This is a genomic window from Evansella sp. AB-P1 (assembly GCF_029688925.1).
Taxonomy (GTDB): domain Bacteria; phylum Bacillota; class Bacilli; order Bacillales; family Salisediminibacteriaceae; genus Evansella.
Genome location: NZ_JARUKY010000017.1, coordinates 87,072 through 108,891, shown reverse-complemented (window position 1 = coordinate 108,891; position 21,820 = coordinate 87,072). Strand labels below are relative to the sequence as shown.

The window sequence follows — 21,820 nt, the reverse complement described above, 5'->3', positions numbered from 1 at the left end:
TTTATTTGTGGCTACCCTGGAAATACGACTGTGCAATATTAGAAAAATAAGTTATTGTACCTTAAGTAGTTCAGTAGTGAAGGGTAGCGACTCCAGTGGGATCGGCGCGAGACGAAAATCCCCTAAAAGCTTACTGTGTTAGTTTTAGGAAGTTGAGGCCGTGCCCGCGCAGCCAGGATGGCAGGATTACGCCGTTGCCCACAGGACGTGGGCTGCCCTTAGGCGTAATTGATTCGCCAGTAACGAATGAACCACCCTTGAAAAGAATATTTTCATCAATTTATAATCTACGAAAGCTGAATAGGCTCTAGGACGTAATTTTTGGTTTAGATTGGAAGATTAGTTACGGTTTTGTATTTAAAATATGAGGTAACACTTATCTTACATATTGGACTATTTAGTATATTAAAACAAAATTATGTATATCCTTTGAACGTTTTATGACAATGTGTAAATGTATTCCAATTGTTCTTGTTCGATCTTTCACAAAAATATAGAATAGTATATAGGGGGAATGTGAAGTATCCTTATAGAAGGTGGGATGCAATGATGGAACAATACCAGAATGAAAAACATTTTTCTACAGAAGACAAAATATTACTTGCTGCAATCGACCTTATGGAGCAAAAAGGCTATAAAGCAGTAACGACGAAAGAAATTGCTACAAAGGCCGGATTTAGTGAAATGACACTTTTTCGTCATTTTGGGACGAAAAGAAGACTGTTAGATGCTGCTGTTGAAAGGTATTCTTACATTGTAGATATGAACAATATTTTAAAAACTAATGTAACCTATGATTTGATAACTGATTTGACTATGGTTAGTAAAACATATCATCATTATTTGAAGCACAATCAGAAGATTGTTATTTTAGCTTTTCAGGAAAGAAACACTAATCCATCAATTGGAGAGAAAACTGCTGAAAATCCTAAAAAGTTGAAGGAATATCTAATTGAGTATTTTAAAGAGATGCAACGACAAGATAAAATACTTTCTCAGGATCCAGAAATTTTAGCAATGAATTTTTTGTGGTTGAATTTAGGGTATTTTATGGCGTCATTTATTTCTGGAGATAAAGTTGCTGTTATTCCAGAATCTATTTTTATAGAAGAAAGTGTAAAAACATTTGTCCGGGGGATTTGTAAAGAAGAAGTATATTCATTGTATTAATAGTAGAGTAAGTTGGTTTTATGGCAGACTATTAAGAAGATAGTCTGCCATCTATATTATAATAAAGGATTAATTGCTTTTGTTTAAAGTGAAAGCTAGTTATCACATATTCATCATGGTTACCATCTGAAGGATAAGGTACAATAAGTATGGAATAGTTAATAGAAAAACATAAGGGACAACCTTTTTCAAAAACTTGTCCAATAAATTAACATAATCATCAACTTCGTAGGATTTATGATTGCTATCCTTTTTCACTTCTATTGTTTGAACCTCGTTCAATTTCCTTGAGCTTCTGTACCTCTCTAAATATGGAGAATAAGTAATCATTGTTTTCATCTTATTTCCTCCCTAGACTTATATCAATAGCTTGTCCATGATAGCTATAGTCAACTTTATGCTTGCTAGAGAGAATATATGCAAAAAAAAAAATAAGCAATCGGAAAAAATCCAAATGCTTTATTCTGTATTCAATATTATTAATTTTATATGGTGCATTCCTTAAAGGGGCAATAATTACAACGGAGTTGCTTCTTTAAATACTCTTTATTGTGAATGGTTATATACTTCGTATTTACAGAAATGACATTTTCATTTATTAGTCTCTTTAGTATTCGATTGATACTTTCTCTCGTAGCTCCTACATAATTAGCTAGTTCTTGGTTAGTAATCTTTTTATTAATTAGCGTTCCAGTACTAACATCCATACCATACTCATTACATAAACGAATAAGAATGGAATGGACTGCCCCTTCTTTACCACAAAAAATTAAGTCTCGAAATTGTGCAAGAAGTGTGTGGTTTTCATTAGATAACCACTTCATAAAATTCACTGATAGCTCACTATTTCTCATCAATAGCTGCTCAATTTCTAAACGATTATATCTTAAAAGAACGGAATCGTGTATCACTTCAGCATTAAAATGATAATTTAAGCCGTTGAATAAGCTCAATTCACCTAATAATTCATGAGAATTTTTCATCTGTAAGAAAAATACTTTCCCTTCAACAGAAGTTTTACTTAACCTTACTTTACCACTTTTGAGTAGATAAATATGTTCTGGTTTTTCACTCTCATGAAATATGAAACTTCCTTTTTTTACTTCAATCTCATTACCATAGGATTCAAATAAATATTTTGTCTCAGATGTGAGCTTATCAAAAAAGTTGTAATCATGTCTCTTTTCTATTGTAGTATTCATTTAATCCCCCCTTATCCTTAGAAACAAAGAAAAATATTTAAATATCTCAGGTTATGATTACTAATATCAGCATAGCATAGGATAATTTAGGTTGGCTTACGTAATCTAGAACAATTTGTAAACTTTTTAATAATAAAAGCATACATGCTTTTTCAAAAGATAAAGAAAGATAAAATTTTCACTTTGAAAGTTGTCTAGCTCCATGCGCCATCACCTCGTGTCAAATAACCTGTCCGCATAAAAAGTAAAAAGCACTTTTAAACGGCCAGAACATTTGCATATCGGTGATGAGAGGGCGCCTTGCGCTTTTCTTATTTACTTTGCCTTATTTGTTTTTTCCTTCAATGTAGGGTTCATATCATGATGAGATGATGGATGAGAAAGTGGAACCTTAATAGAGTTCAGTTGCAAGAGTTTTGATAAATGAATTACCGATTGGTTTAGCTGATCTAATTTTTTTTCAATTCTATACAGCAAGTAAAACGTAACAGCAATAGGAAACCCATATTCACCGATCATGTTCATCCATAGCTCCATTCTGTACACCTCCAATCATTAATTACTTTTCTATAGTCACAATTCGCACCATCAATACTTATAAAAAAAGCAATCGGTTTAACACCGACTGCTTTTTTAGATGGCTATCGTTAAAGTAATTACAATTCAATATCCTGAACTGTACGTTCTACAATACGTGCACCTCGTTTTTGAACTAATGCACCATCAAATGTTGTAAAAACATTATGATCAATAATTTCGTCCATTACAGCTGATACTAAAAGATTATCAACTGGCTCAATTGGATCATCTAACGATAAGGTTACGCTTCTACCAGATTCATTAGTAAATAATAGCTCTAATCTTTTTGTCATTATGATCTACCTCCTTTCACACTAATTTTTCCATTCTGAAGTGATTAGTTGCCTAGCTCATATGTGTTACTTCGTTCTACAATATCAAGATCGTGCTTTTGTAAAGAAGCTAGTGCTAGGGCCGTTTGAAATAATTTTTCACTATCTGCTTGGGGAATAATGTTATTGAAGTGCTTTGCTTTCATAACAGGTTCTCCTTCGTCGTTGTAGCCTGTTATGAACAATAATGATAATCTACTGAAAGTGATATCTCCCATTTTTTATCACCTCCTTTCACTATATATGTATCGTTTTTAAAGGAAAAAGGAGGAGGATTTCTATAATATTTTTTGGTAAACAAATTTTTCGTATGAAAAATAGATGTCTTGGAGAGATTATTCGAAATACTGTGAAGTAATAACGCAAAATGATAATATAAGTTCAGTCACTATTGCTTAATTTTATTTTTTTAGGAGGAAATCAAATTGACGAAAATCTTATTAAGTGGGTTTGAAGCCTTTGGAGAACTTACTAGTAACCCAACGATGGAAATTATCTCTAGATCAAAAGAATGGATAATGGATGGTGGTCAGCTGTATTCTACCATTCTGCCTGTCATATATGACAAATGTGCAAAGGAACTAATTAAAAAAATAGAGGATATACAGCCTGATTATGTCCTAGCACTTGGAGTGGCAGTAGGGAGAAGTACTATTACACCTGAAAGAATTGGGATTAATATACAAGATACAGTTGGTGAAGGAAAGTTGGGAGATAATGAAGGTTTACGTCCAAAAGATCGTTTAATAGTTGAGGGAGGTCCGGATGGACTATTTTCCACATTGCCAATACGACAAATAACTGAAAAGTTAATAGAAAACGAGATACCAGCAACCATATCAAATACTGCTGGAACGTATATTTGCAATAATACATTGTATAGTGTTCTACATTATATTAAAAAGAATCAGCTTCCTATTAGGGCAGGTTTTATTCATGTGCCTGCTACACCAAATATGGTGTGTAAACAGCCGAACGTACCAAGCATGACCATCGATCTTCAAGAAAAGGGGATACGCTTAATAGCGGAATATTGTATTAAATATGGAAAATCACTTGGATAGTATAAACACTAATGTGGGAGACCAGCTCTATGCAATTAAAATGGTGTTAGATAGAAATATAAAAATAGAAGTAGGTAGACTAGGAGAATGTGACTTTCAGAAGGGTTCTTATATTTATATAGGAAGTGCTAAACGAAATATTGGTTCAAGAATAAACCGACACGTAACGATAGAAAAGGTGAAAAGATGGCATTTAGATTATTTTCGTCCATTTGTTACTATTCAACATGTCATAACTTTTCCTGTTCATGGTGGTGAGTGTCAACTAAAAGAGTTTTTACAGAATGAACTGCTTGGTGAAGTTGTTGTTCCTAGGTTTGGATCTTCAGATTGCAAATGTGATAGTCACCTAATAAAAGTGAAGCGAGAGGGTTCAGAGAACATTTATCATTTGAGAGAAATGTGGCTAACGAATAGGCACTGACTCCCTCTTTTCCTAAAGGGGATTTACATATATACTTTACTCATTCTTTTCAAAGTGAACATAATTTGATAAAACATCTTCTAGTTCATCTTGTTCTTCATTTGGAATAGCTGTAGTAATTTTCGTACCTTTATCTAATTCCATTATCAATTTTCTACGATTCTTATACTTTTTTCCCCATGTAATGTGACGGATTTTCCCCCATCTTGCATGATACCCAGAAAAGACTATGGCATCACCTCGAATTTCAAACAATCTATCCAATACTACTAATGTAAAGATACCGAATGGCATTAAGATAATAAACAGGATCGTTGCAGCTACATAATTCCGAAAAACCTCTACGTATAATAGAATAGTTAAAAGGATGACAACATAGGAAAAGTAAATGGATAATTTATATAGCTTTGATGTTGAGTTAATTTTTTTTGAGTCTTTCAGTGTATAAAGAATATGATCACTTGTTGTTTTTCTTTGTTTATGGGCAAAGAGATGATATAAAGAAATAACTGCGAAGATCGTTCCTAAAAATAAATATAACCAGAGCATTTTTCCACCGAACCTTCCTATAAGTTAAGCCAAAATAAAGTTAAAGAACATTTTATCATTATAAATCAAAAAAGAAGAATAACGTCTACCCTGAAAATAGCTGTTATTAAATTAATTGCATTAACAAATAAAGCTAAGATTAATCATTCGTTATATCTTACTTCGCTTTAAAAGAGGGTATAAGTTGGACATCTACCTTTAACATGTATTATTTTAATCTATAAGATGATATATATTCATTTAGTCTAGAAAACCATCCGCTTAATTAAGAGGATGGTTTAACGGTGTTAAAGCAATTTTACAATCCTTCATAAGGATAAGGTGTATCAGTTGGTTCTGAAAATCTAGAATATTCATTGTCAATATAATCACGAATCTCAGTTAAAGGTTTTCCATCCTCTTTCATTTGTTGTACATCCAGTACAATCTCTATACAGATTCCTCAGCCAGCACCATGAGGATCGTAAACGATTGTTTCTTCTGTACTATGTACATTGTTAATGAAACAATCTTTCACACTCTCATGGTTGAATGGTTCAATATAACAATTGCAATAACAAGGGATGTACCGTAGAATCTCTCTATTATTTGTTGCATATTGATATGCTCTTACCGAACCACTATGAAATGATTCGAATACAAAATTCGGAAAGTTATATTCGTCGAAGGAATTCTCTTTAAAGGAGTCTTCTCCGTTGTTAGCTAATTCATTGTCTGAACTACATCCAACCACAAGTAGTAGAAACAAAACAATAAAAAAGGTATTCTTTTGAAGTTTTTTCCCCATAAAAATGCTACCTCTATTCTATAGTATATTTTCTCCTATTATTATATAGGAAAGTGTAGAAAAAGATAAGGTATTATAGCCTGTCAAAATATCATTACTTTTTAAATGAGGGATTTATTGAAAGAACGATTTGTTCTTGGAAAAGTCTAAGTGAAAGATGGTTTCAATAATAGAGGGCTTGAAGCGGGATTCTATTAAAAAATATGCATTGGTGTAAAAAACAACGTATAATAATATAGAGTTAAAAGGAATTTAATAAGTTAAAAATAGAAAGGAGAGAAAGTGTTGCGAGAGATAGAAATTGAAATTCTCCGTTTTTTTACGAATCTACAGCAGCCAGTTCTAGATCAAATTGCCTGGGTACTTACATTTTTAGGGGATGAAACCTTTTATTTTATTATTTTACCATTTGTTTTTTGGTGTGTATCAAAAGGGTTTGGAATTCGGTTATTATACGTCTTTGTAGTATCTGTTTATGTAAACGCATGGCTGAAAACTCTCTTTGCAGTAACGAGGCCAGTTGGCTATGAAGGCCTTGGAATAAACTCCTTATATGTTGAGTCTGCAGAAGTAGGTTCTCGCTTTCCACATGATAGTTTTCCAAGTGGACATGCCCAAGGTTCAACGACACTATGGGGATATATTGCTTACCGAGTAAATCAGCCAATTACATGGATTATTGCTTTAGTACTTATCTTACTTATTTCTATTGCAAGAGTATATACTGGTGTTCATTGGCCATCCGATATTATCGGTGGAATTGCGATCGCCATTATCATTATTACAGTATGTCATTTTGTTGAGAAGTTTTTACAGTCCATTACAGATGGAGGGAAAATTGTCTTAGCAGTTGTTCTGCCAATTGTGATGGTTTTTCTTTTTACTGATCCTGAAGGGTTTAGTTACAGTGGATTTTTATTGGGGGCAGGTATAGGGTATTTTGTAGAAAAGCATTATGTACGTATGGCTATACCAGTGTCTTGGTTTAAGAGAATTATTGCTTATATAATTGGTATATTAGTTTTATTCGGTTTACAAACGGGTCTTAAGGAGATATTACCAGACTTAGCTATATATGATGGGTTAAGATATATGATCTTAGGGCTGTGGGGGTTATGGTTTGCCCCTTGGGTTTTCGTGAAAATTGGGTTATATGAGAGGGATAGGGGCTATTAATGTCAAAAGAATCCCACTGAAAGAAAAGTATAGGAGCTTTTGGACGAGGTGATTAAGCCTTTTCCAAAGCTCCTTTAAACTACCTTTAAAAAACTAGTAATGCTTTTTAAAAGGAAGGGGTTATTACATTCATATTTCCAGTAATAAGCAACAGACCTAAAATTACTAATAATAGCCCACTAATAATAGATAGTAGTTTTATATGACGCTTGAGAAAGTGTAAAAACTTTAAACTAGAAGTACTCATAATGCCGATTAAAATAAATGGAAGACCTAAGCCCATACCGTAAACTACTAATAATCCCCCACCTTGCCAAATGGTATCTAAATCTGCTGCGAGAATAAGAATAGAACTAAGCATAGGGCCAATACAAGGTGTCCAGCCAAATCCGAAGGCCATACCCATCAACCCAACTGTAAAGAATCCACCTTTTTGTTGAAACACCTTATGAAAACGAACTTCCCTTTGAAAAAGATTTATCTTTAATAGTCCCATTAAATGAAAACCAAACAATATAACAAGAAAGCCGAATAACTGCGATAAATAAGTAAAAGTTTCTGGTGTGAAGATGGAACCTAATGCTGTAGCACTCATTCCAATAATAATAAGTGGAATAATTAATCCTACAACAAAAGCAATCATCCTTGGAAGTACAATGAATCGTTTTATATGGTTATTTTCTAATTCACTTATGGAAAGGCCAGTAATAATGGCAATATAGCTAGGAATAAGTGGTAAAATACAAGCAGAAGCAAAGGATAAAAATCCTGCTGTAAAGGCAAACCAAATAGTCATTCTGTTGCCTCATTTTCATGGAAAGCCTCATAAGCTTCTTCATAACGACGACCTAATTCCTCGCTTGTACCTATGATGTAAGGATGCGTACCTAGAAAATTTCCGTCTTCGTCAAAAAAGACATACGTAGGTGATACGGAAACATTATAATAATTTGCTATATCCCGATTAAGATCTACTCCCCATAAATGTGTAGCTTCATATTCATTTTCAAATTTATCTAAAATCTCCCGTTCTCTTCCGTAAAAAACAATAGTTATAACTTCAATTTCATCTTGGTGTTCAATAAACTCTTGAATAAAAGGCATAGAATAGCTACAGCAATCACACGGTACGATAACAAATTGAAGGATTGTTTTCTTCGAACCAATATAATCATCTAAAAAAATTGGCTCTTCTCCATTTATTCTCTCAACAGTAGATATGTCTCCTGTACTTTGGTCAAAAAAGAAAGAATAAGTGGTATATCCCATTCCAGCTAAAATAAAAATGACAAGTATAATACCAATCTTATTTACCATGATATAACCTCCTTTTTACAAAACGTTAGTGCTTTATATAGAATCATAATTTATATTGGTATAGTACAATGATAGCTAATTGGGGAGGGGTTAAGATGAAAAAAATAGTCTATTTTATGACAATTTGTACTGTGATAATAGTGACAATGACTGGGTGTAATAAGTCGGAACTAGATACATTAATCGTTAATTTGAAACAAGAGGGGGAGACTTTTCAAAAAGGAGAATTTACAACATATGAAGTATCCTTGAAGAGTCAACAAGAGGAACAAGTTTCAGTAGATGACGTTTATTTATACATGAATATGGAGCACATGAATCATCCTATGGAAGGTAAAATGGAGAAAGTAAGGGATGGAATATATGAAATTGATTTACCACTGGCAATGGCAGGGGAGTGGTATGTGTTGGTGAATGTTCGTCATGAGGGAGAGGAACGAGAGATCCCCTTTCATGTTTTTGCTGAAGGAGATATGGTAATGAAATATATGCAAGACTATCACGCTGATGAAATAGATTGAAACAAAGGAAGCGGAGTGTACTCATATATGAAGCATCTAATCGTTTTTATGCACCCAACAAAAAAGAGCTTTAATGGAGCAATCTTAGATACGTATGTAGATGGATTAAGGAGTAACGGTGATACTGTCATTATTAGATCGTTGTATGAACAAGAGCTTCAGCCACTTCTATCTCAACAGGAATATAAGAATACACTGGCAAATACCTATAAGTTAGACGTGAAGAAGGAGCAGAGCTACATAGAAGAAGCGGATGTAATCTCTTTTATTTTTCCACTATGGTGGGGGGGATTTCCTGCAGTAGGAAAAGGATATATTGATCGAATATTTTCATATGGTTTTGCCTATCGATTAAAAGGTGAATCACCAATTCCCCTTCTTACAGGGCGAGAAGTAAGAATGATCTTTACATCTGGAACTCCTGAAGAGGAAATGAGAAACTCAAAAATGTATACACATTTTGTAGACCTTACAGAAAAGAGTATATTCTCTTTTTGTGGTCTCAAGCTTACTGATGTCCTTTATTTTGGTGATGTTCTTCAATGTGGGGACGAGAGAAGGAAAGAAATGCTACATAAAGTGGAGCAACTTGCCAACAAGGCAGAATAAATAATTTATCCTGAAAATAAAGAAGGTTCAGTAGTGAAGGTCGGCGACTCCAGCGACGAGCATATGTTTACGAATAAACTTCGAGTTATCTTGACGCATGCAACTTCTATGAATTACTAGCAGAGGAAGAGACAGGACAAAGTACTTTAAGAGTATGCTAATTGCCAAAGAGGCTGAGGCGTTGCCCGTGCAGCCAGGATGGCAGGATTACGCCTGCAACGGATGAACTCCTCTTAGTTAGAATATTTTCATCCCCCATGGTGGAAGTTTACTTGCATGTGAGGTCTACCCTGAAAATAAGAAGCGTTCTAGAAGCCCGGAAAGCAATGAAAAACACAAATGCGGTATCCAAGAAGCGTTCTAGAAGCCCGGAAAACAGTGAAAAAAGCAAATGCGGGATGAATGAAGCCGATATTCTTCCCGCAAACGGTATAAGATTGGAATTGCGGGAAGGTAGTATACTTTAGAAAGAACATTTTCATCCTCCATGGTACAAATTTTCACTTGCACTGGCGGTCTACCATAAAAATAAAATTTGTAAAGGAGCCTGCTAATTAAGAGGCTCCTTGTTTTCGTACTTTCTTTATTTCTTCACTAGCTACATTTCTAGGTGCTCCTTTTTTCATATGAATAAAGAGCACTGCAGATAGAATAAGGAGCATTCCAATTAGTTGCCAAGGGGTTAGAACATCTTGAAAAATAAATACTCCAATTAAAGCAGCAACAACTGGTTCAATGGTTGTGGCTATGGACGCTTTACTAGATTCAACAAGTTGGAGACCACGAGTGTATAATAGGTAAGCGAGAACCGTAGGTATTATTCCTAAACTCACACTGTAAAGTACTGCATCTACACTCCAAAATACACTTCCCTTTGTTATAAGTCCACTAGTAGGTAGAAGGGATAATGAGGCAAAGAGAAAGGTGTAGGTGGTTGTTGTTAAAGATGAATAGTTTTTATTTAGAGCAATTTTTCCAAAAATACTATAAAGAGCATATCCAAAGCCTGACCCGAGACCAAAGAGAATACCATTTGACGAAAACTGTCCTAAGTTTAACGGGAATAATCCGATAACTAAAATGCATCCTACAAAGGTTCCTGTTAAGGCAAGGAACTTTTGTGGGGTTAAGCTTTCTTTAAAAATAATTCGCGATAATACTGTAACGAAGGCAGGACCAGTATAAAGAAGGACTGCTGCGATAGATAAATTCATCTCTTGAATAGCTGTGAAATATGCCCAATTGAAAAAAACGATGCTTCCTATACCAGTACCTAGGAATATTGGAATATCTTTAATTTTTATTAATAGGGTTTGTCTGTTCGTTACTAATACAAATGCGAATAAAGCAATGAATGCGATAGACACTCGTAACGTTACGACTTCAATGGGGGAGAAGCCAAATTCATATAGTCGCTGAACGAAAAGTCCAATTGTACCCCATAAGGCTGCTCCAATGATAATAAATAAAAAAGCTACCTTGTTCATTTTGTTTTCTCCCCACTTCCTGCTATTCTGTTAAAATTAGTTAGATATTTCTTGATCCATTAATGACGTGAAGAATTCATTGGCATTATTCTTTGGATGGTAATACACAATAAACAAATAATCTCCTAGTTGAAGAGAACGATTATTTATCCATTTTGTTACATCAAAAGGAACCTCTTCTATTACTAAGTGTTTTTGTATCCCTTTATCATTTAAATTTAAAGTCGCAGAGGGAATTAAATCGTTTAGTGAACCTTCTTTCAGTGTATTTAAATCTCCTTTAGAAAATGAAGGGTCCCACCATTTTTTTCTAGGCTTTTGTTTATAATGTAGTAAATAGTCAACCTTCATAAATCCTTCAATAAGCTTCATATTCTTTGTCTTTTCATACACTAAGAACGATTGAAGACGATAAAATAAATCTTCAAATTGATGACCTATTTTCCCCCAGCCTTTCTCATCCCAATAATCTCCAAACCTTTGGAAAAAATCAAATGGTGTTTCAAAAACATGTTCGATTAAATATTCAACAGTATTGTCTAAACGATGATCATTCCAATATTTTTCTAAAATATCTTCAGCTCTTTTTATTCTAGTAATTTCAGCGAAGCTAATAACATTGTTCGAAAGAATTTCGTAAGGAGCATGATCCATATATTGATAATTAAATTGATCCGCCATTGCACGCATACCAGTACCGCGAAGCATCTTTAAAAATCCTAACTGAAGTTCCTCTGGTCGTAAAGCAAAAACATCATTAAAAGTTTTCTTAAAGGAATTATAATTTTCATCTGGAAGACCCGCAATTAAATCTAAATGTTGATCGATTTTTCCACCTTCCTTGATTAACGTGACAGTTCTACTTAATTTTTTGAAATTTTGACGGCGCTTAACTAGGTCATTTGTATGATCATTTGTAGACTGAACACCAATTTCAAATCGGAAAACTCCTTTAGGAGCCTTATCGTTTAAGAATTCCAAAACTTCAGGTCGCATAATATCAGCGGTTATTTCAAACTGGAATTCACAACCACCATGATTGTCGATCAGAAATTGGAAAATTTCCATTGCATAGTCTCGTTTAATATTAAATGTCCGATCGATAAACTTAATCATTTTTGCACCATTATGAATCAGATAGAGTAAATCTGATTTTACTTTATCTATCTCAAAGTATCGTACCCCTACTTCTATAGAGGAGAGACAAAATTGACATTGGAACGGACATCCTCTGCTTGTCTCAAAGTATACGATCCGTTTACCTAAATCCTTTTTATCTTCCTCAAAGCGATAAGGGGAAGGGATGGTTAGTATGTCTAAATTTGGTCGACTTGGAGTCATTTTTACTTCACCATTATCTCGAAAAGCAAGACCAGCGATGGTTTCATAGTCTTGTCCACCTTCGATTTGGTGAAGAAGCTGTTTAAATGTTTCTTCTCCTTCACCGCGTACGATAAAATCAACCCCAGGCACGCGATTTATCCATTCCTCTGTATCATAGGAAACCTCAGGTCCTCCGAGTATAATTTTCGTGTTTGGTAAAACTTTTTTAAGCATTTTTACAATTTGAATGGTTTTCTCCACATTCCATATATAACAGCTGAACCCAATAACATCTGGTTGGCGATTAAATAAATCAGAGACAACATTTAGTTCAGGATCTTTGATTGTATATTCAACCATATCAACATCAAACTCTGGTGCAGAGTAAGATTTTAAAAGCCTTAGAGCAAGACAAGTATGAATATATTTTGCATTTAGCGTTGTAACGACGATGTTCATCTATACCTTTCCTCCAATCACATAAATGTCAACGCTAATCATATCATAATTCATACCATGGAATAAATAATTGGTCCTTTTTCGCTGGAGTCACCGCATTCCACTATTGACCCGTTTTTATTTTCAGGGTAGATCACTTAATAGGTAAACCCATTTGATATAAATTCACATAGTTATTATTTGATTGCTTTACTGCATTTTTAATAATGCCTTCTACTTTAAAATTAAGTTTTTCGTAAAGGGCTATAGCTTTTTTGTTTGTTTCTAACACTTCTAATTCGATTTTCTCAAACACATTATTCTTTTTAGCCCATGCAAGTGCATCATGCATCATTATTCTCCCTATCCCCTTAGATCTATAATCTTTACGAATGATCAGTCCTAAGTTGCCACGATGTGCAGTTTTTACGAATATTCCAGGTTCTATGGTTAAAATCCCTATTAGCTTCTTTTCATGCTCAGCTAGTAATGTCAATGTTTGAGGTAATTGTAAATACCAATCATTCTTAATTCTTTGATCCTCCACAGTCATGGTGAAATCCTGATGAACCATAATCAAACCATCTTCCTCATTTATTACTTCCTTTGTCAATTCATGCATAGACAAACCATCATTCACATCTGCTGTTCTTATCAATATGGTGTGATTATCATTTGTTTTTCTTTCAATGGGGGAGACATATGCCATTTTTTTACCTCCAAATTAAGAAAGGAACAATAATCCCTTTCAAATAATGATGTAATACCATCACGAAATGAAACTCCATTTTATATTTATGTACGAAGCTATTAAATAGTTCAGTATTTCTGGAGTAAGTTCGTTTAAAGCATAGAAGGGTCAAGTTCCTATGAGGATGGAGTGATGAATGGCGTTTTTTATTTCTCATATTTAAGGCTTCATTGTATGATAGAAAGAAAAGTGAGGTGAAATTATGAAATTTGCAAGTTTTTCATATGATGGAGTTCAAGGATATGGGATTGTACATCCTGAAGAACAAAAAATCCTTAATTTAACAAAAACAAAGGATTGGAATGGTCCAAAGACATTTCTAGAATTTGTTCAACGGGAGAAACACCTCGAGGAAGCTAAACAGTTAGAACGAAATTGGCTTAGTGAACAAATAATTACGGATGAAATCATTTTTGTTAATGATCCATTATTTCAATGGGAGGCACCAATTCCTAAACCATTAAAGAATATATTTGCTGTTGGGAAAAATTATGTTGAACATGCAATGGAAATGGGAGGAACGGAAGCTCCATCCTATCTAGTTATTTTTTCAAAGGTACCAACAACAGTCACAGCTCATCAATCAGAAGTACTGCTACATAAACATGTTACAAAGGAAGTGGATTATGAAGGGGAATTAGGCGTTATTATTGGAAAAAAGGCTTTTCATATTTCGAAAGAGGATGCTTGGGAGTATGTGTTTGGTTTTACAATAATTAACGATGTGACGGCGAGGGATTTACAGCGACAACATCAGCAGTTTCTCTTAGGAAAAGGCTTGGATTCATTTTGTCCTATAGGTCCTTATGTTGTAGATCGTGATAGTTTTTTACCGATAGAGAAAAAACAATTAATAACAGTAGTAAACGGAGAGGAACGACAACGAGCTACATTTAATTTGATGGTTTTTTCAATTCCAGACATTATTGAAACGTTAAGTAAAGGAATGACGCTAGAAGCTGGTGATATAATTGCTACAGGAACCCCTAAAGGAGTTGGAAAAGGCTTTAATCCTCCCAAATTATTGCAAAAAGGTGATGTAGTTGAAATAGAAATTGATGGCATTGGAAAATTAAAGAATTATTTTAATGATTAAGATTTTTTACAATAATGGACAATGTCCCGTAACGGCATTTCACTTAGGGTAAAGTCACAATTTTCCTATCCGTTCATATTATGAATAGTGGATTTGATACATGGTATTAAATAGTATGAATGAAAGGGGAAAAAGAATGACTTGCAATTGTAATTCACCAAAAGGGCACCAAAATAAAATGACTGGTCCAATGGGACACGAACATGAGCATACTCTACAGGGAGTACCAGGCGTTCCGCATCATGGTCACCCATTACCACAGCAACAATTACCTTATGGACCGGTACCTCATCATGGTTATGCTCCAGGACACGGGTATGGAATGCCAATGCCACAAGGACATATGGGTCATCCTCCTATGGGTCATATGCCAGGAGGTTATCCAGGAATGCCAGGTCCGCATATGGGGATGCCACTAGCGCCAGGAACACATCCTGAAATGCAAACTGGTCATACTGGAGTACCAGCAGGACAGCCAGAATATATGGGACATCCACAAATGAGTCAAATGGGACCTAACTATACTGCACCAATGCCACAGCAACATGGTGAAATGGGTCCACACCATCATTATGGTCACGTAGAACATCCATCAACGGGTGGAGGTCCAACTAGCCCAGCATATCCGTCACATACAATGCCGCAACAGATGACACCACCTAGACCACCGGCTCCTTCTCAAGGACCAAGTGCATTACCACCACATGGGTATATGCCAATGGATGACGACGATTTTGAATAAGAAAAAGTAAAAAAAGAAGGTGTCCAAATGTCATTTCAATGAATGAACATTAGGGACATCTTCTTTTGTATTTAGGTTACTATTCTAATAATATTATCCTACTGGTTCTTCGTTTTTTTGAGCAATTTTTTCATTTGCACCAACGAAGGTATCTAACTTTTTCTTCGGCGGAGTCCAATATTGCTCATTACCTGGAAGATCGTCAAACCATGCTGCATCCTTTGGACAGTCAAGTACCATAAATTTTCCGTATTCATTATCACGAGATTGATGATATTTTAAATAAGCTTTCCCATTATCAATGGCAAGTACTTCAATTTTACCAGATGTATGACTCATTGATAAACGTACACGTTTTCCTAGTCCAGATGTTTTCGCTTTCGCTTTTTCTACAGCATTATATGCTTCTTCAAGGGATAAAACGAAATCGTTATTACCAGCTACAGGGCGGTTAATAAAGAAGTAGTAAGGTGTTACACCAGCCCATGAAAGCTTATCTAATAACTCAGCTAATACTTCAGGATCGTCATTAATTCCTCTTAATACTGGAGTTTGATTAACAACAATGGCACCTGCTTGATGTAATGCATCGAAGCCTCTTTTTGCTTCTTCTGTAATTTCAACTGGATGATTAATATGAGCCATCACGTAAATTCTTTGTTCTGGAGTTGAGTATTCCTTGATTAGTTCAAGAAGTTCTTCATCTTCATATATTCTCATCGGATTAAAGACAGGCATTTTTGACCCTAAACGAATAATCTTTACATGTGGAATTTCTCGAAGTTGCTCAATAATTAAGCGTAATTTCTTCGTTGCAAGAATAAGAGAATCCCCACCTGTAAGTAATACATTATTAATTTCTGGATGGTTTTTAATGTATTCAATTCCTGGTTGAACATCTGCCATTGCTTCTTTAATATCGTTTCTAAATAAACGCTTTCGGAAGCAATAACGACAGTAAGCCCCACAAACCTCAGATACGATAAGTAGTGCAGTAGTTCCATATTTATGCTGACACCCAGGTGCAGCATAGTTCGTGTCTTCATCGGAAGCATCCCAGCGACCATATTCTTCTAACTCACCTTCATTAGGAATGATAAGTTTTTTAATCGGGTCGTTCGGATTATTCCAATCAATTAAATTCAAATAGTAATCGTTTACACGAAAGACAAACTTTTCAGTAATTTTCTTTAGTCTCGCACGTTCTTCTTCAGGAATTTGTGTAATTTTATCGATGTTCATAATGTACTTTGGCTGTGCCATTTCATATCAACCTCCATATGTTAAATTAATAGATTAATAAATGCTTGGAATACTAAATCTAGATGATTGTATAAGTGTGTTAACTCATAGGTAGTAAATTTTTTTAAAAGTGAAAGTGAATGTACAACTACGTCTATGATTTATTCCGAATTGATCTATGAGACACTACACTATCCATTTCCTATTATAAACACAGTATTTATATTTGGTCAAAAACGGAGTAAAACATCTATTTTTAAATAAAAATGAAGGATTTCCTCCATTATTCTCCTCCCTAATAGGTATAGTTAGAAATTTCAAATTTTCTCAAAAAACTACGGAATAAACCTTCACATACAAGCTTTAATAGCATAAAATGAAATAAATCCTTCAAAAAAATGAAGTGAAGAAGGAAAGGGGATAAATAGAAACATGGCCATTGAAAAAGTGAATCATCCGTATGTTCAATATGGGGCGAAAACGAAACATTCCTATGATGAAATGAAAAAAGCTGAAAAATATTTACCTGGAGGCGTTACAGCCAATATAAAACATTTTGCTCCATATCCAATAGTAATGAAAAAAGGTAGTGGAGCATGGCTTGAGGACGTTGACGGTAACCATTACGTAGATTATTTGATGGCCTATGGTTCTTTAGCGTTAGGTCATGGGCACAACGATATAAAAAAAGCAATTACAGATCAAGTAAATCAGGACGGGACATTTCTTTTTGGAACACCTCATTCACTTGAAGTTAGCTTTGCAAAGAAAATTCAAGAGTATTATCCTTCAATGGAGAGGATTCGATATACGAATTCAGGGACAGAAGCTACATTGTTAGCAATCCGCCTAGCATGTGCATTTACAGGAAAAAAGAAAATTGCAAAATTTGAAGGACATTATCATGGTGGGTATAATGAAATGCTCTATAGTATAAATCCTTCCATGGCAGAAGCAGGAAGTGAAGATGAACCAAGTGCTGTACCTGAATCCTCTGGGTTGAATCAATTTGGTGATGGAAAACCTGTTATTCTTCCTTTTAATAATGAGAAAGCAACGGAAAAGTTATTAAGAAAACACGCAACTAAATTAGCTGCTGTCATCGTCGAACCGGTTCAAGGTGGATTTATCCCAGCAGAAAAGTCCTTTATGAATAAATTAAAAAGACTTACTGAAAAGTACGGCATTTTACTAATATTTGATGAGGTAAAAACGGGGTTTAGGGTAGCTCTAGGAGGTGCCCAAGAGGTGTATAATATAAATCCTGATATTACTACACTTGGAAAAGTAATTGGTGGAGGATTTCCCATTGGAATTGTAGGTGGTAGAGAGGATATTTTAACAATTACACGTCCTAAAGCTTCAGGAGATGTGTTTGATGTAGGGCAGGGGAAAGGATCTTCTGCAAAGGATATCTTATTCCACAGTGGGACATATAACGGACATCCAACAATCTTGGCTGCAGGTTTAGCTACTATTGAGAAATTAGAGCAGGAATTTCAACAAGTTTTGACGTATACTAATATATTGAAGGACAATATTGAGAAAATAGGGAACAAAGAAAATGTGCCACTAAAAACGATCGGTTTAGGGACAATTTTTAGCGTCATTTGTACTTCTAAGAACAAAATAAGGCATTATCGAGATCTTCAAAAAACAGACTTAAGTCTTCGTAAAACAATTGACTTTCACTTGCTTAATGAAGGAATTTATACGAAACCCCTAAATCGATACAGTATCTCCACAGCTCACGGAGACCGAGAGCTGGAAAAAACTATTCAAGCATACGAAAAAGTGTTAAAGCACCATTTAGGGGAGGATGGTGGACGCTTGTAATGGGGTGATATTTTGTTTGAAAGTGAAGTATACAAGCGAATGATTCAAAACAGAGATCGAATGAGTAAATCTCATAAAAAAATTGCTAATTATTTAATTGAAAACCATGAAACAGCAGCTTTCCTAACAGCATCTAAGCTTGCTAAAAATGTAAAAGTAGGAGAAGCTACCGTCATCCGCTTTGCTTTTTTTCTAAACTATAAAGGGTACCCTGATTTACAACGACACCTTCAAGAAGCGTTGCAACGTAAGATGACCTCTGCAGAGGTTTTAGCTAGAACGACAGGGGAGAATGAACAAACAGAGGATATTATCTCTGAAGTACTATCGGATGACATACAAAATTTAAAAATGACCTTAAATCAAATTGAACCAGAAATTTTCGAAAATGCGGTTCAGCAAATTATTGAAGCAAAAAGAATTTATATCATTGCTTATCGAAGTGCAACGAGTATAGGGTCTTTTTTGGAATTTTATCTAGATTTAGTATTGCAAAATACAGAGATGATTCGACAAGCAGATGGAGTTTCTGAGCATGTATTAGATATTACAGAGGAAGATTTAGTAATAGGACTTGGCTTTTCCCGGTACACTAAAAGGACAGTAGAGGTATTGAAGTTCGTAAAGCAGCAAGGAGCACAGACGTTAGTCATTACAGACCATTTAATGAGTCCACTTGTTCCTTATGGTGATTTAAAGATAGTCGCTTCAACTGAAATTAATTCTTTTATTGATTCTTTTGCGGCTCCTATGAGTATTTCAAGTGCCTTAATTACCGCGTTAACACGTTCACAGCATAAAAAAGTGGAAAAGCGTTTAAAAGAGCTAGAAGGCTTATGGGAAACCTTTGATGTGTTTTATGATTAAGTAAAGAAACACTGAGCAAAAATGCTCAGTGTTTCTTTACTTTTAGTAATCATTATGCTGTTTCAGTGATTTGCTCCTTTTTTCTTTTTCGGAAATATTGAAGCAAGCCAACAACAATTATGATACCTAGACCAGCTATTTCTACTGGTAGGTTTTCTGGAACGACCAGCATAATCCCACCAGCAAATAGTAAAATTCGTTCATACCAATAAGGCTTATAAATGAAGTATCCTATCATCGTTGCACTTATTGCCATCATTCCTACTATGGCCGTGAGAATAGCAGGCACTACCGTTATAAAGCTTGCATCCTGTAAAAGTAGTACAGGGTTATAGACGAATACATACGGAATGATAAAGGCAGCTATTGCAAGCTTGAATGCCGTTACACCAGCCTTCATTGGATTTGCCCTGGCTATTCCAGATCCAGCATATGCAGCTAAGCAAACAGGTGGTGTAATGTCTGCAACAATTCCAAAATAGAACACAAAAAAGTGTGCTGCAATTGGTTCGATACCAAATTGAATTAATGCAGGTGCAGCCATCGTTGCTGTAACAACGTAGTTCGCTGTTGTTGGTAAACCCATTCCAAGTAAGATACAAGCGACCATTGTAAATAATAGTAGTAAGAATAAGCTATCACCAGCCATGTTAATTAAACCACCAGCTATTTTTGAACCAAGTCCAGTAAATACGACAACTCCTACGATAATACCTGCAGAAGCACAGGCTGCAATAACAGGTAAGGCTACTCGAGCCCCTTGTTCGAGGGCTCTAACTATATCTAATGGTCCCATTCTCGTATCTTTTCTAAAGAGACTCACTATAAATGCCGTTGCAATCCCAGTTAAGGCTGCAGTTGTGGCAGTCCATCCTGTAACGAGCATAAAAACGATGGCGATGAGGGGAAGGAGTAAGTCAGCCCGTTTAAGAATACCCGATAAAGGTGGAAGCTGATCTTTCGGTTGCCCTTTAATGCCATATTTTTTTGCTTCAAAGTGTGTACCTACAAATACACCCGTAAAATACAATATAGCAGGAATAATACCGATTATAATAATATCACTGTACGTAACACCAGAAACATAGTCAGCCATAATAAATGCAGCTGCCCCCATAATTGGTGGCATTATTTGACCACCGGTAGATGCAGAAGCCTCTGCTGCTGCAGCAAATTCTGGTCTGAATTTGGCTCGCTTCATCATTGGGATTGTAAAAGACCCAGAGGATACAGTATTAGCTACAGAACTCCCAGTAACCATTCCTTGCATGGCAGAAGCCACTACGGCAGCTTTAGCTGTTCCACCAGTATATTTTCCAGTTAATCCGAATGCTAAGTCATTAAAATATTGACCAACTCCAGTTTTTGTGAGCATGACTCCAAAAAATAAGAAGAGGAAGATAAAGGTGGAGGAAATTTGTATTGGTGTTCCAAAAATGGCATCCGTAGAAAAGAATAATCGACGTGACAAGCCAGCCCAATCAAACCCACCGTGTCCAAAATAAGGTATATTCGTTCCATATAAACCATATAAAATTGCTAGTGACGCGATAACAATTATTGGAAGACCTACTGCTCGACGAGTTGCCTCTAATAATAAGATAATACCGATGGTTGCAACTGTTATATCCATTGTTGTAAAGCCTAAAACCCTTGCAGCACCAGTAATCCATTCATATCGGAATATAATATAATAAACGGAGCCCATTGCAAGGAAGGCTAAAATCACATCGTACCAAGGAACTCCCTTCTTTTTAAAGCCTGTTTTTCTTGCAGGATATAAGAGGAAAATTAAGCCTAATGCAGTCCCGAGATGAACAGCCCCTTGTAATAAAAATACGAGAGGACCATTATCGGGTAAAGCTCGCCACAAATGAAAGAGAGTTAATGAAATTGCTAAAAAGGAAATAACCCATTTCCATTTGCCAGTATCTTGACGATAAGATGACTCTCTATCATATTTAGCTAAGAGTTCTTTTTGCTGTTCTTCTGTTAAGATTTCTTTTTCTTTCATACGTTCACCACCTAAAAAAATAGTAATAGTTAACCTGAAAATAATTTTTTATTTCTATTTCTACAAGCGGAAAAATTTAGTTGTAAGGAGGGGCTTTCCTGAAAATAGTTAAGCCTAATATAGGTTAACTGTTTATTCGTTACATCCCACGTCCTGTTGGCAACGGCGTAATCCTGCCATCCTGGCTTGTACATCGTTACGGAGACTTTTTTATCACTTTCCCGCAGAAAGGGTCCCCATGGATCTGATGTTACCTTTTAAAGTATTTTCATACTCTAGGGTGTAAGTATTTTC

24 protein-coding genes are annotated in these 21,820 nt (G+C 35.2%); 10 read left to right on the top strand and 14 right to left on the bottom strand.

The genetic code is table 11. The annotated features are described in order from the left end of the window. Positions 1–549 precede the first annotated feature (549 nt). Positions 550–1,170, top strand: coding sequence for a TetR/AcrR family transcriptional regulator (locus QA612_RS17310; protein ID WP_278285076.1), 621 nt, complete (start codon positions 550–552; stop codon positions 1,168–1,170). 102 nt (positions 1,171–1,272) lie between these two features. Here the strand turns inward: QA612_RS17310 and QA612_RS17305 are convergent, their stop codons facing one another. From QA612_RS17305 to QA612_RS17285, 5 genes are all read right to left on the bottom strand, one after another. Continuing rightward, positions 1,273–1,509 carry a hypothetical protein gene (locus tag QA612_RS17305; RefSeq protein ID WP_278285075.1) on the bottom strand — a complete coding sequence of 79 codons (237 nt, stop codon included), beginning with the start codon at positions 1,507–1,509 and terminating at the stop codon, positions 1,273–1,275. Positions 1,510–1,655: 146 nt separating this feature from the next. Then, positions 1,656–2,372 carry a Crp/Fnr family transcriptional regulator gene (locus tag QA612_RS17300; protein WP_278285074.1) on the bottom strand — a complete coding sequence of 239 codons (717 nt, stop codon included), beginning with the start codon at positions 2,370–2,372 and terminating at the stop codon, positions 1,656–1,658. A gap of 315 nt (positions 2,373–2,687) precedes the next feature. Continuing rightward, positions 2,688–2,909, bottom strand: a complete 222-nt coding sequence (locus tag QA612_RS17295; protein ID WP_278285073.1) for a YvrJ family protein — start codon at positions 2,907–2,909, stop codon at positions 2,688–2,690. Positions 2,910–3,028: 119 nt separating this feature from the next. Next, a complete protein-coding gene (locus QA612_RS17290; protein WP_278285072.1) occupies positions 3,029–3,244 on the bottom strand; it encodes a DUF2922 domain-containing protein in 216 nt (71 codons plus the stop codon). A gap of 44 nt (positions 3,245–3,288) precedes the next feature. Further along, positions 3,289–3,501, bottom strand: a complete 213-nt coding sequence (locus QA612_RS17285; protein ID WP_278285071.1) for a DUF1659 domain-containing protein — start codon at positions 3,499–3,501, stop codon at positions 3,289–3,291. 207 nt (positions 3,502–3,708) lie between these two features. Between QA612_RS17285 and QA612_RS17280 the strand changes: the two genes are divergently transcribed. Both QA612_RS17280 and QA612_RS17275 read left to right on the top strand, forming a co-directional pair. Next, entirely contained in the window at positions 3,709–4,347 is a 639-nt protein-coding gene (locus QA612_RS17280; RefSeq protein WP_278285070.1) for a pyroglutamyl-peptidase I, read from the top strand. Further along, the gene (locus QA612_RS17275) at positions 4,340–4,771 is read left to right on the top strand and encodes a GIY-YIG nuclease family protein (RefSeq protein WP_278285069.1); all 432 of its coding nucleotides are present in this window, start codon (positions 4,340–4,342) and stop codon (positions 4,769–4,771) included. Before QA612_RS17280 ends, QA612_RS17275 begins: the two co-directional genes overlap by 8 nt. Positions 4,772–4,807: 36 nt before the next feature. On the opposite strand, the gene QA612_RS17270 is transcribed toward QA612_RS17275, so the two are convergent. Next, positions 4,808–5,320: a hypothetical protein gene (locus QA612_RS17270; RefSeq protein WP_278285068.1), complete on the bottom strand. Its 513-nt coding sequence runs from the start codon at positions 5,318–5,320 to the stop codon at positions 4,808–4,810. 298 nt (positions 5,321–5,618) lie between these two features. Continuing rightward, positions 5,619–6,107, bottom strand: a complete 489-nt coding sequence (locus QA612_RS17265) for a PCYCGC motif-containing (lipo)protein (protein ID WP_278285067.1) — start codon at positions 6,105–6,107, stop codon at positions 5,619–5,621. 282 nt (positions 6,108–6,389) lie between these two features. On the opposite strand from QA612_RS17265, the gene QA612_RS17260 reads away from it, so the two are divergent. Next, on the top strand, positions 6,390–7,283 hold the full coding sequence (locus QA612_RS17260; protein WP_481804453.1) for a phosphatase PAP2 family protein: 894 nt from the start codon (positions 6,390–6,392) through the stop codon (positions 7,281–7,283). A 106-nt stretch (positions 7,284–7,389) separates the two neighbouring features. Here the strand turns inward: QA612_RS17260 and QA612_RS17255 are convergent, their stop codons facing one another. Continuing rightward, complete coding sequence (locus tag QA612_RS17255; RefSeq protein WP_278285065.1) at positions 7,390–8,079, bottom strand: cytochrome c biogenesis CcdA family protein; 690 nt, start codon at positions 8,077–8,079, stop codon at positions 7,390–7,392. Beyond that, positions 8,076–8,600 carry a thioredoxin domain-containing protein gene (locus tag QA612_RS17250; RefSeq protein WP_278285064.1) on the bottom strand — a complete coding sequence of 175 codons (525 nt, stop codon included), beginning with the start codon at positions 8,598–8,600 and terminating at the stop codon, positions 8,076–8,078. The genes QA612_RS17255 and QA612_RS17250 overlap by 4 nt, the downstream gene beginning before the upstream one ends. Positions 8,601–8,695: 95 nt before the next feature. Between QA612_RS17250 and QA612_RS17245 the strand changes: the two genes are divergently transcribed. Together QA612_RS17245 and QA612_RS17240 are read left to right on the top strand one after the other, a co-directional pair. Continuing rightward, positions 8,696–9,121 (top strand): FixH family protein, encoded by a 426-nt coding sequence (locus tag QA612_RS17245; protein ID WP_278285063.1) that lies wholly within the window; start codon positions 8,696–8,698, stop codon positions 9,119–9,121. A 27-nt stretch (positions 9,122–9,148) separates the two neighbouring features. Beyond that, positions 9,149–9,730: an NAD(P)H-dependent oxidoreductase gene (locus QA612_RS17240; RefSeq protein ID WP_278285062.1), complete on the top strand. Its 582-nt coding sequence runs from the start codon at positions 9,149–9,151 to the stop codon at positions 9,728–9,730. 554 nt (positions 9,731–10,284) lie between these two features. On the opposite strand, the gene QA612_RS17235 is transcribed toward QA612_RS17240, so the two are convergent. From QA612_RS17235 to QA612_RS17225, 3 genes are all read right to left on the bottom strand, one after another. Continuing rightward, entirely contained in the window at positions 10,285–11,217 is a 933-nt protein-coding gene (locus QA612_RS17235; RefSeq protein WP_278285061.1) for a DMT family transporter, read from the bottom strand. Between the two features lie 36 nt (positions 11,218–11,253). Then, positions 11,254–12,999, bottom strand: a complete 1,746-nt coding sequence (locus tag QA612_RS17230; protein ID WP_278285060.1) for a B12-binding domain-containing radical SAM protein — start codon at positions 12,997–12,999, stop codon at positions 11,254–11,256. 133 nt (positions 13,000–13,132) lie between these two features. Then, positions 13,133–13,687, bottom strand: a complete 555-nt coding sequence (locus QA612_RS17225) for a GNAT family N-acetyltransferase (RefSeq protein ID WP_278285059.1) — start codon at positions 13,685–13,687, stop codon at positions 13,133–13,135. 244 nt (positions 13,688–13,931) lie between these two features. On the opposite strand from QA612_RS17225, the gene QA612_RS17220 reads away from it, so the two are divergent. Then, entirely contained in the window at positions 13,932–14,825 is an 894-nt protein-coding gene (locus tag QA612_RS17220) for a fumarylacetoacetate hydrolase family protein (RefSeq protein ID WP_278285058.1), read from the top strand. A 136-nt stretch (positions 14,826–14,961) separates the two neighbouring features. Continuing rightward, complete coding sequence (locus tag QA612_RS17215) at positions 14,962–15,567, top strand: hypothetical protein (protein WP_278285057.1); 606 nt, start codon at positions 14,962–14,964, stop codon at positions 15,565–15,567. Positions 15,568–15,660: 93 nt separating this feature from the next. Here QA612_RS17215 and QA612_RS17210 read toward each other — a convergent pair whose 3' ends face one another. Further along, positions 15,661–16,830: a KamA family radical SAM protein gene (locus QA612_RS17210; RefSeq protein ID WP_278285056.1), complete on the bottom strand. Its 1,170-nt coding sequence runs from the start codon at positions 16,828–16,830 to the stop codon at positions 15,661–15,663. Positions 16,831–17,241: 411 nt separating this feature from the next. On the opposite strand from QA612_RS17210, the gene QA612_RS17205 reads away from it, so the two are divergent. Together QA612_RS17205 and QA612_RS17200 are read left to right on the top strand one after the other, a co-directional pair. Then, positions 17,242–18,645: an aspartate aminotransferase family protein gene (locus QA612_RS17205; RefSeq protein WP_278285055.1), complete on the top strand. Its 1,404-nt coding sequence runs from the start codon at positions 17,242–17,244 to the stop codon at positions 18,643–18,645. A 12-nt stretch (positions 18,646–18,657) separates the two neighbouring features. Next, positions 18,658–19,512 carry a MurR/RpiR family transcriptional regulator gene (locus tag QA612_RS17200; protein WP_278285054.1) on the top strand — a complete coding sequence of 285 codons (855 nt, stop codon included), beginning with the start codon at positions 18,658–18,660 and terminating at the stop codon, positions 19,510–19,512. A gap of 52 nt (positions 19,513–19,564) precedes the next feature. Here QA612_RS17200 and QA612_RS17195 read toward each other — a convergent pair whose 3' ends face one another. Then, positions 19,565–21,526, bottom strand: coding sequence for a TRAP transporter permease (locus QA612_RS17195; protein ID WP_278285053.1), 1,962 nt, complete (start codon positions 21,524–21,526; stop codon positions 19,565–19,567). Positions 21,527–21,820 lie beyond the last annotated feature (294 nt).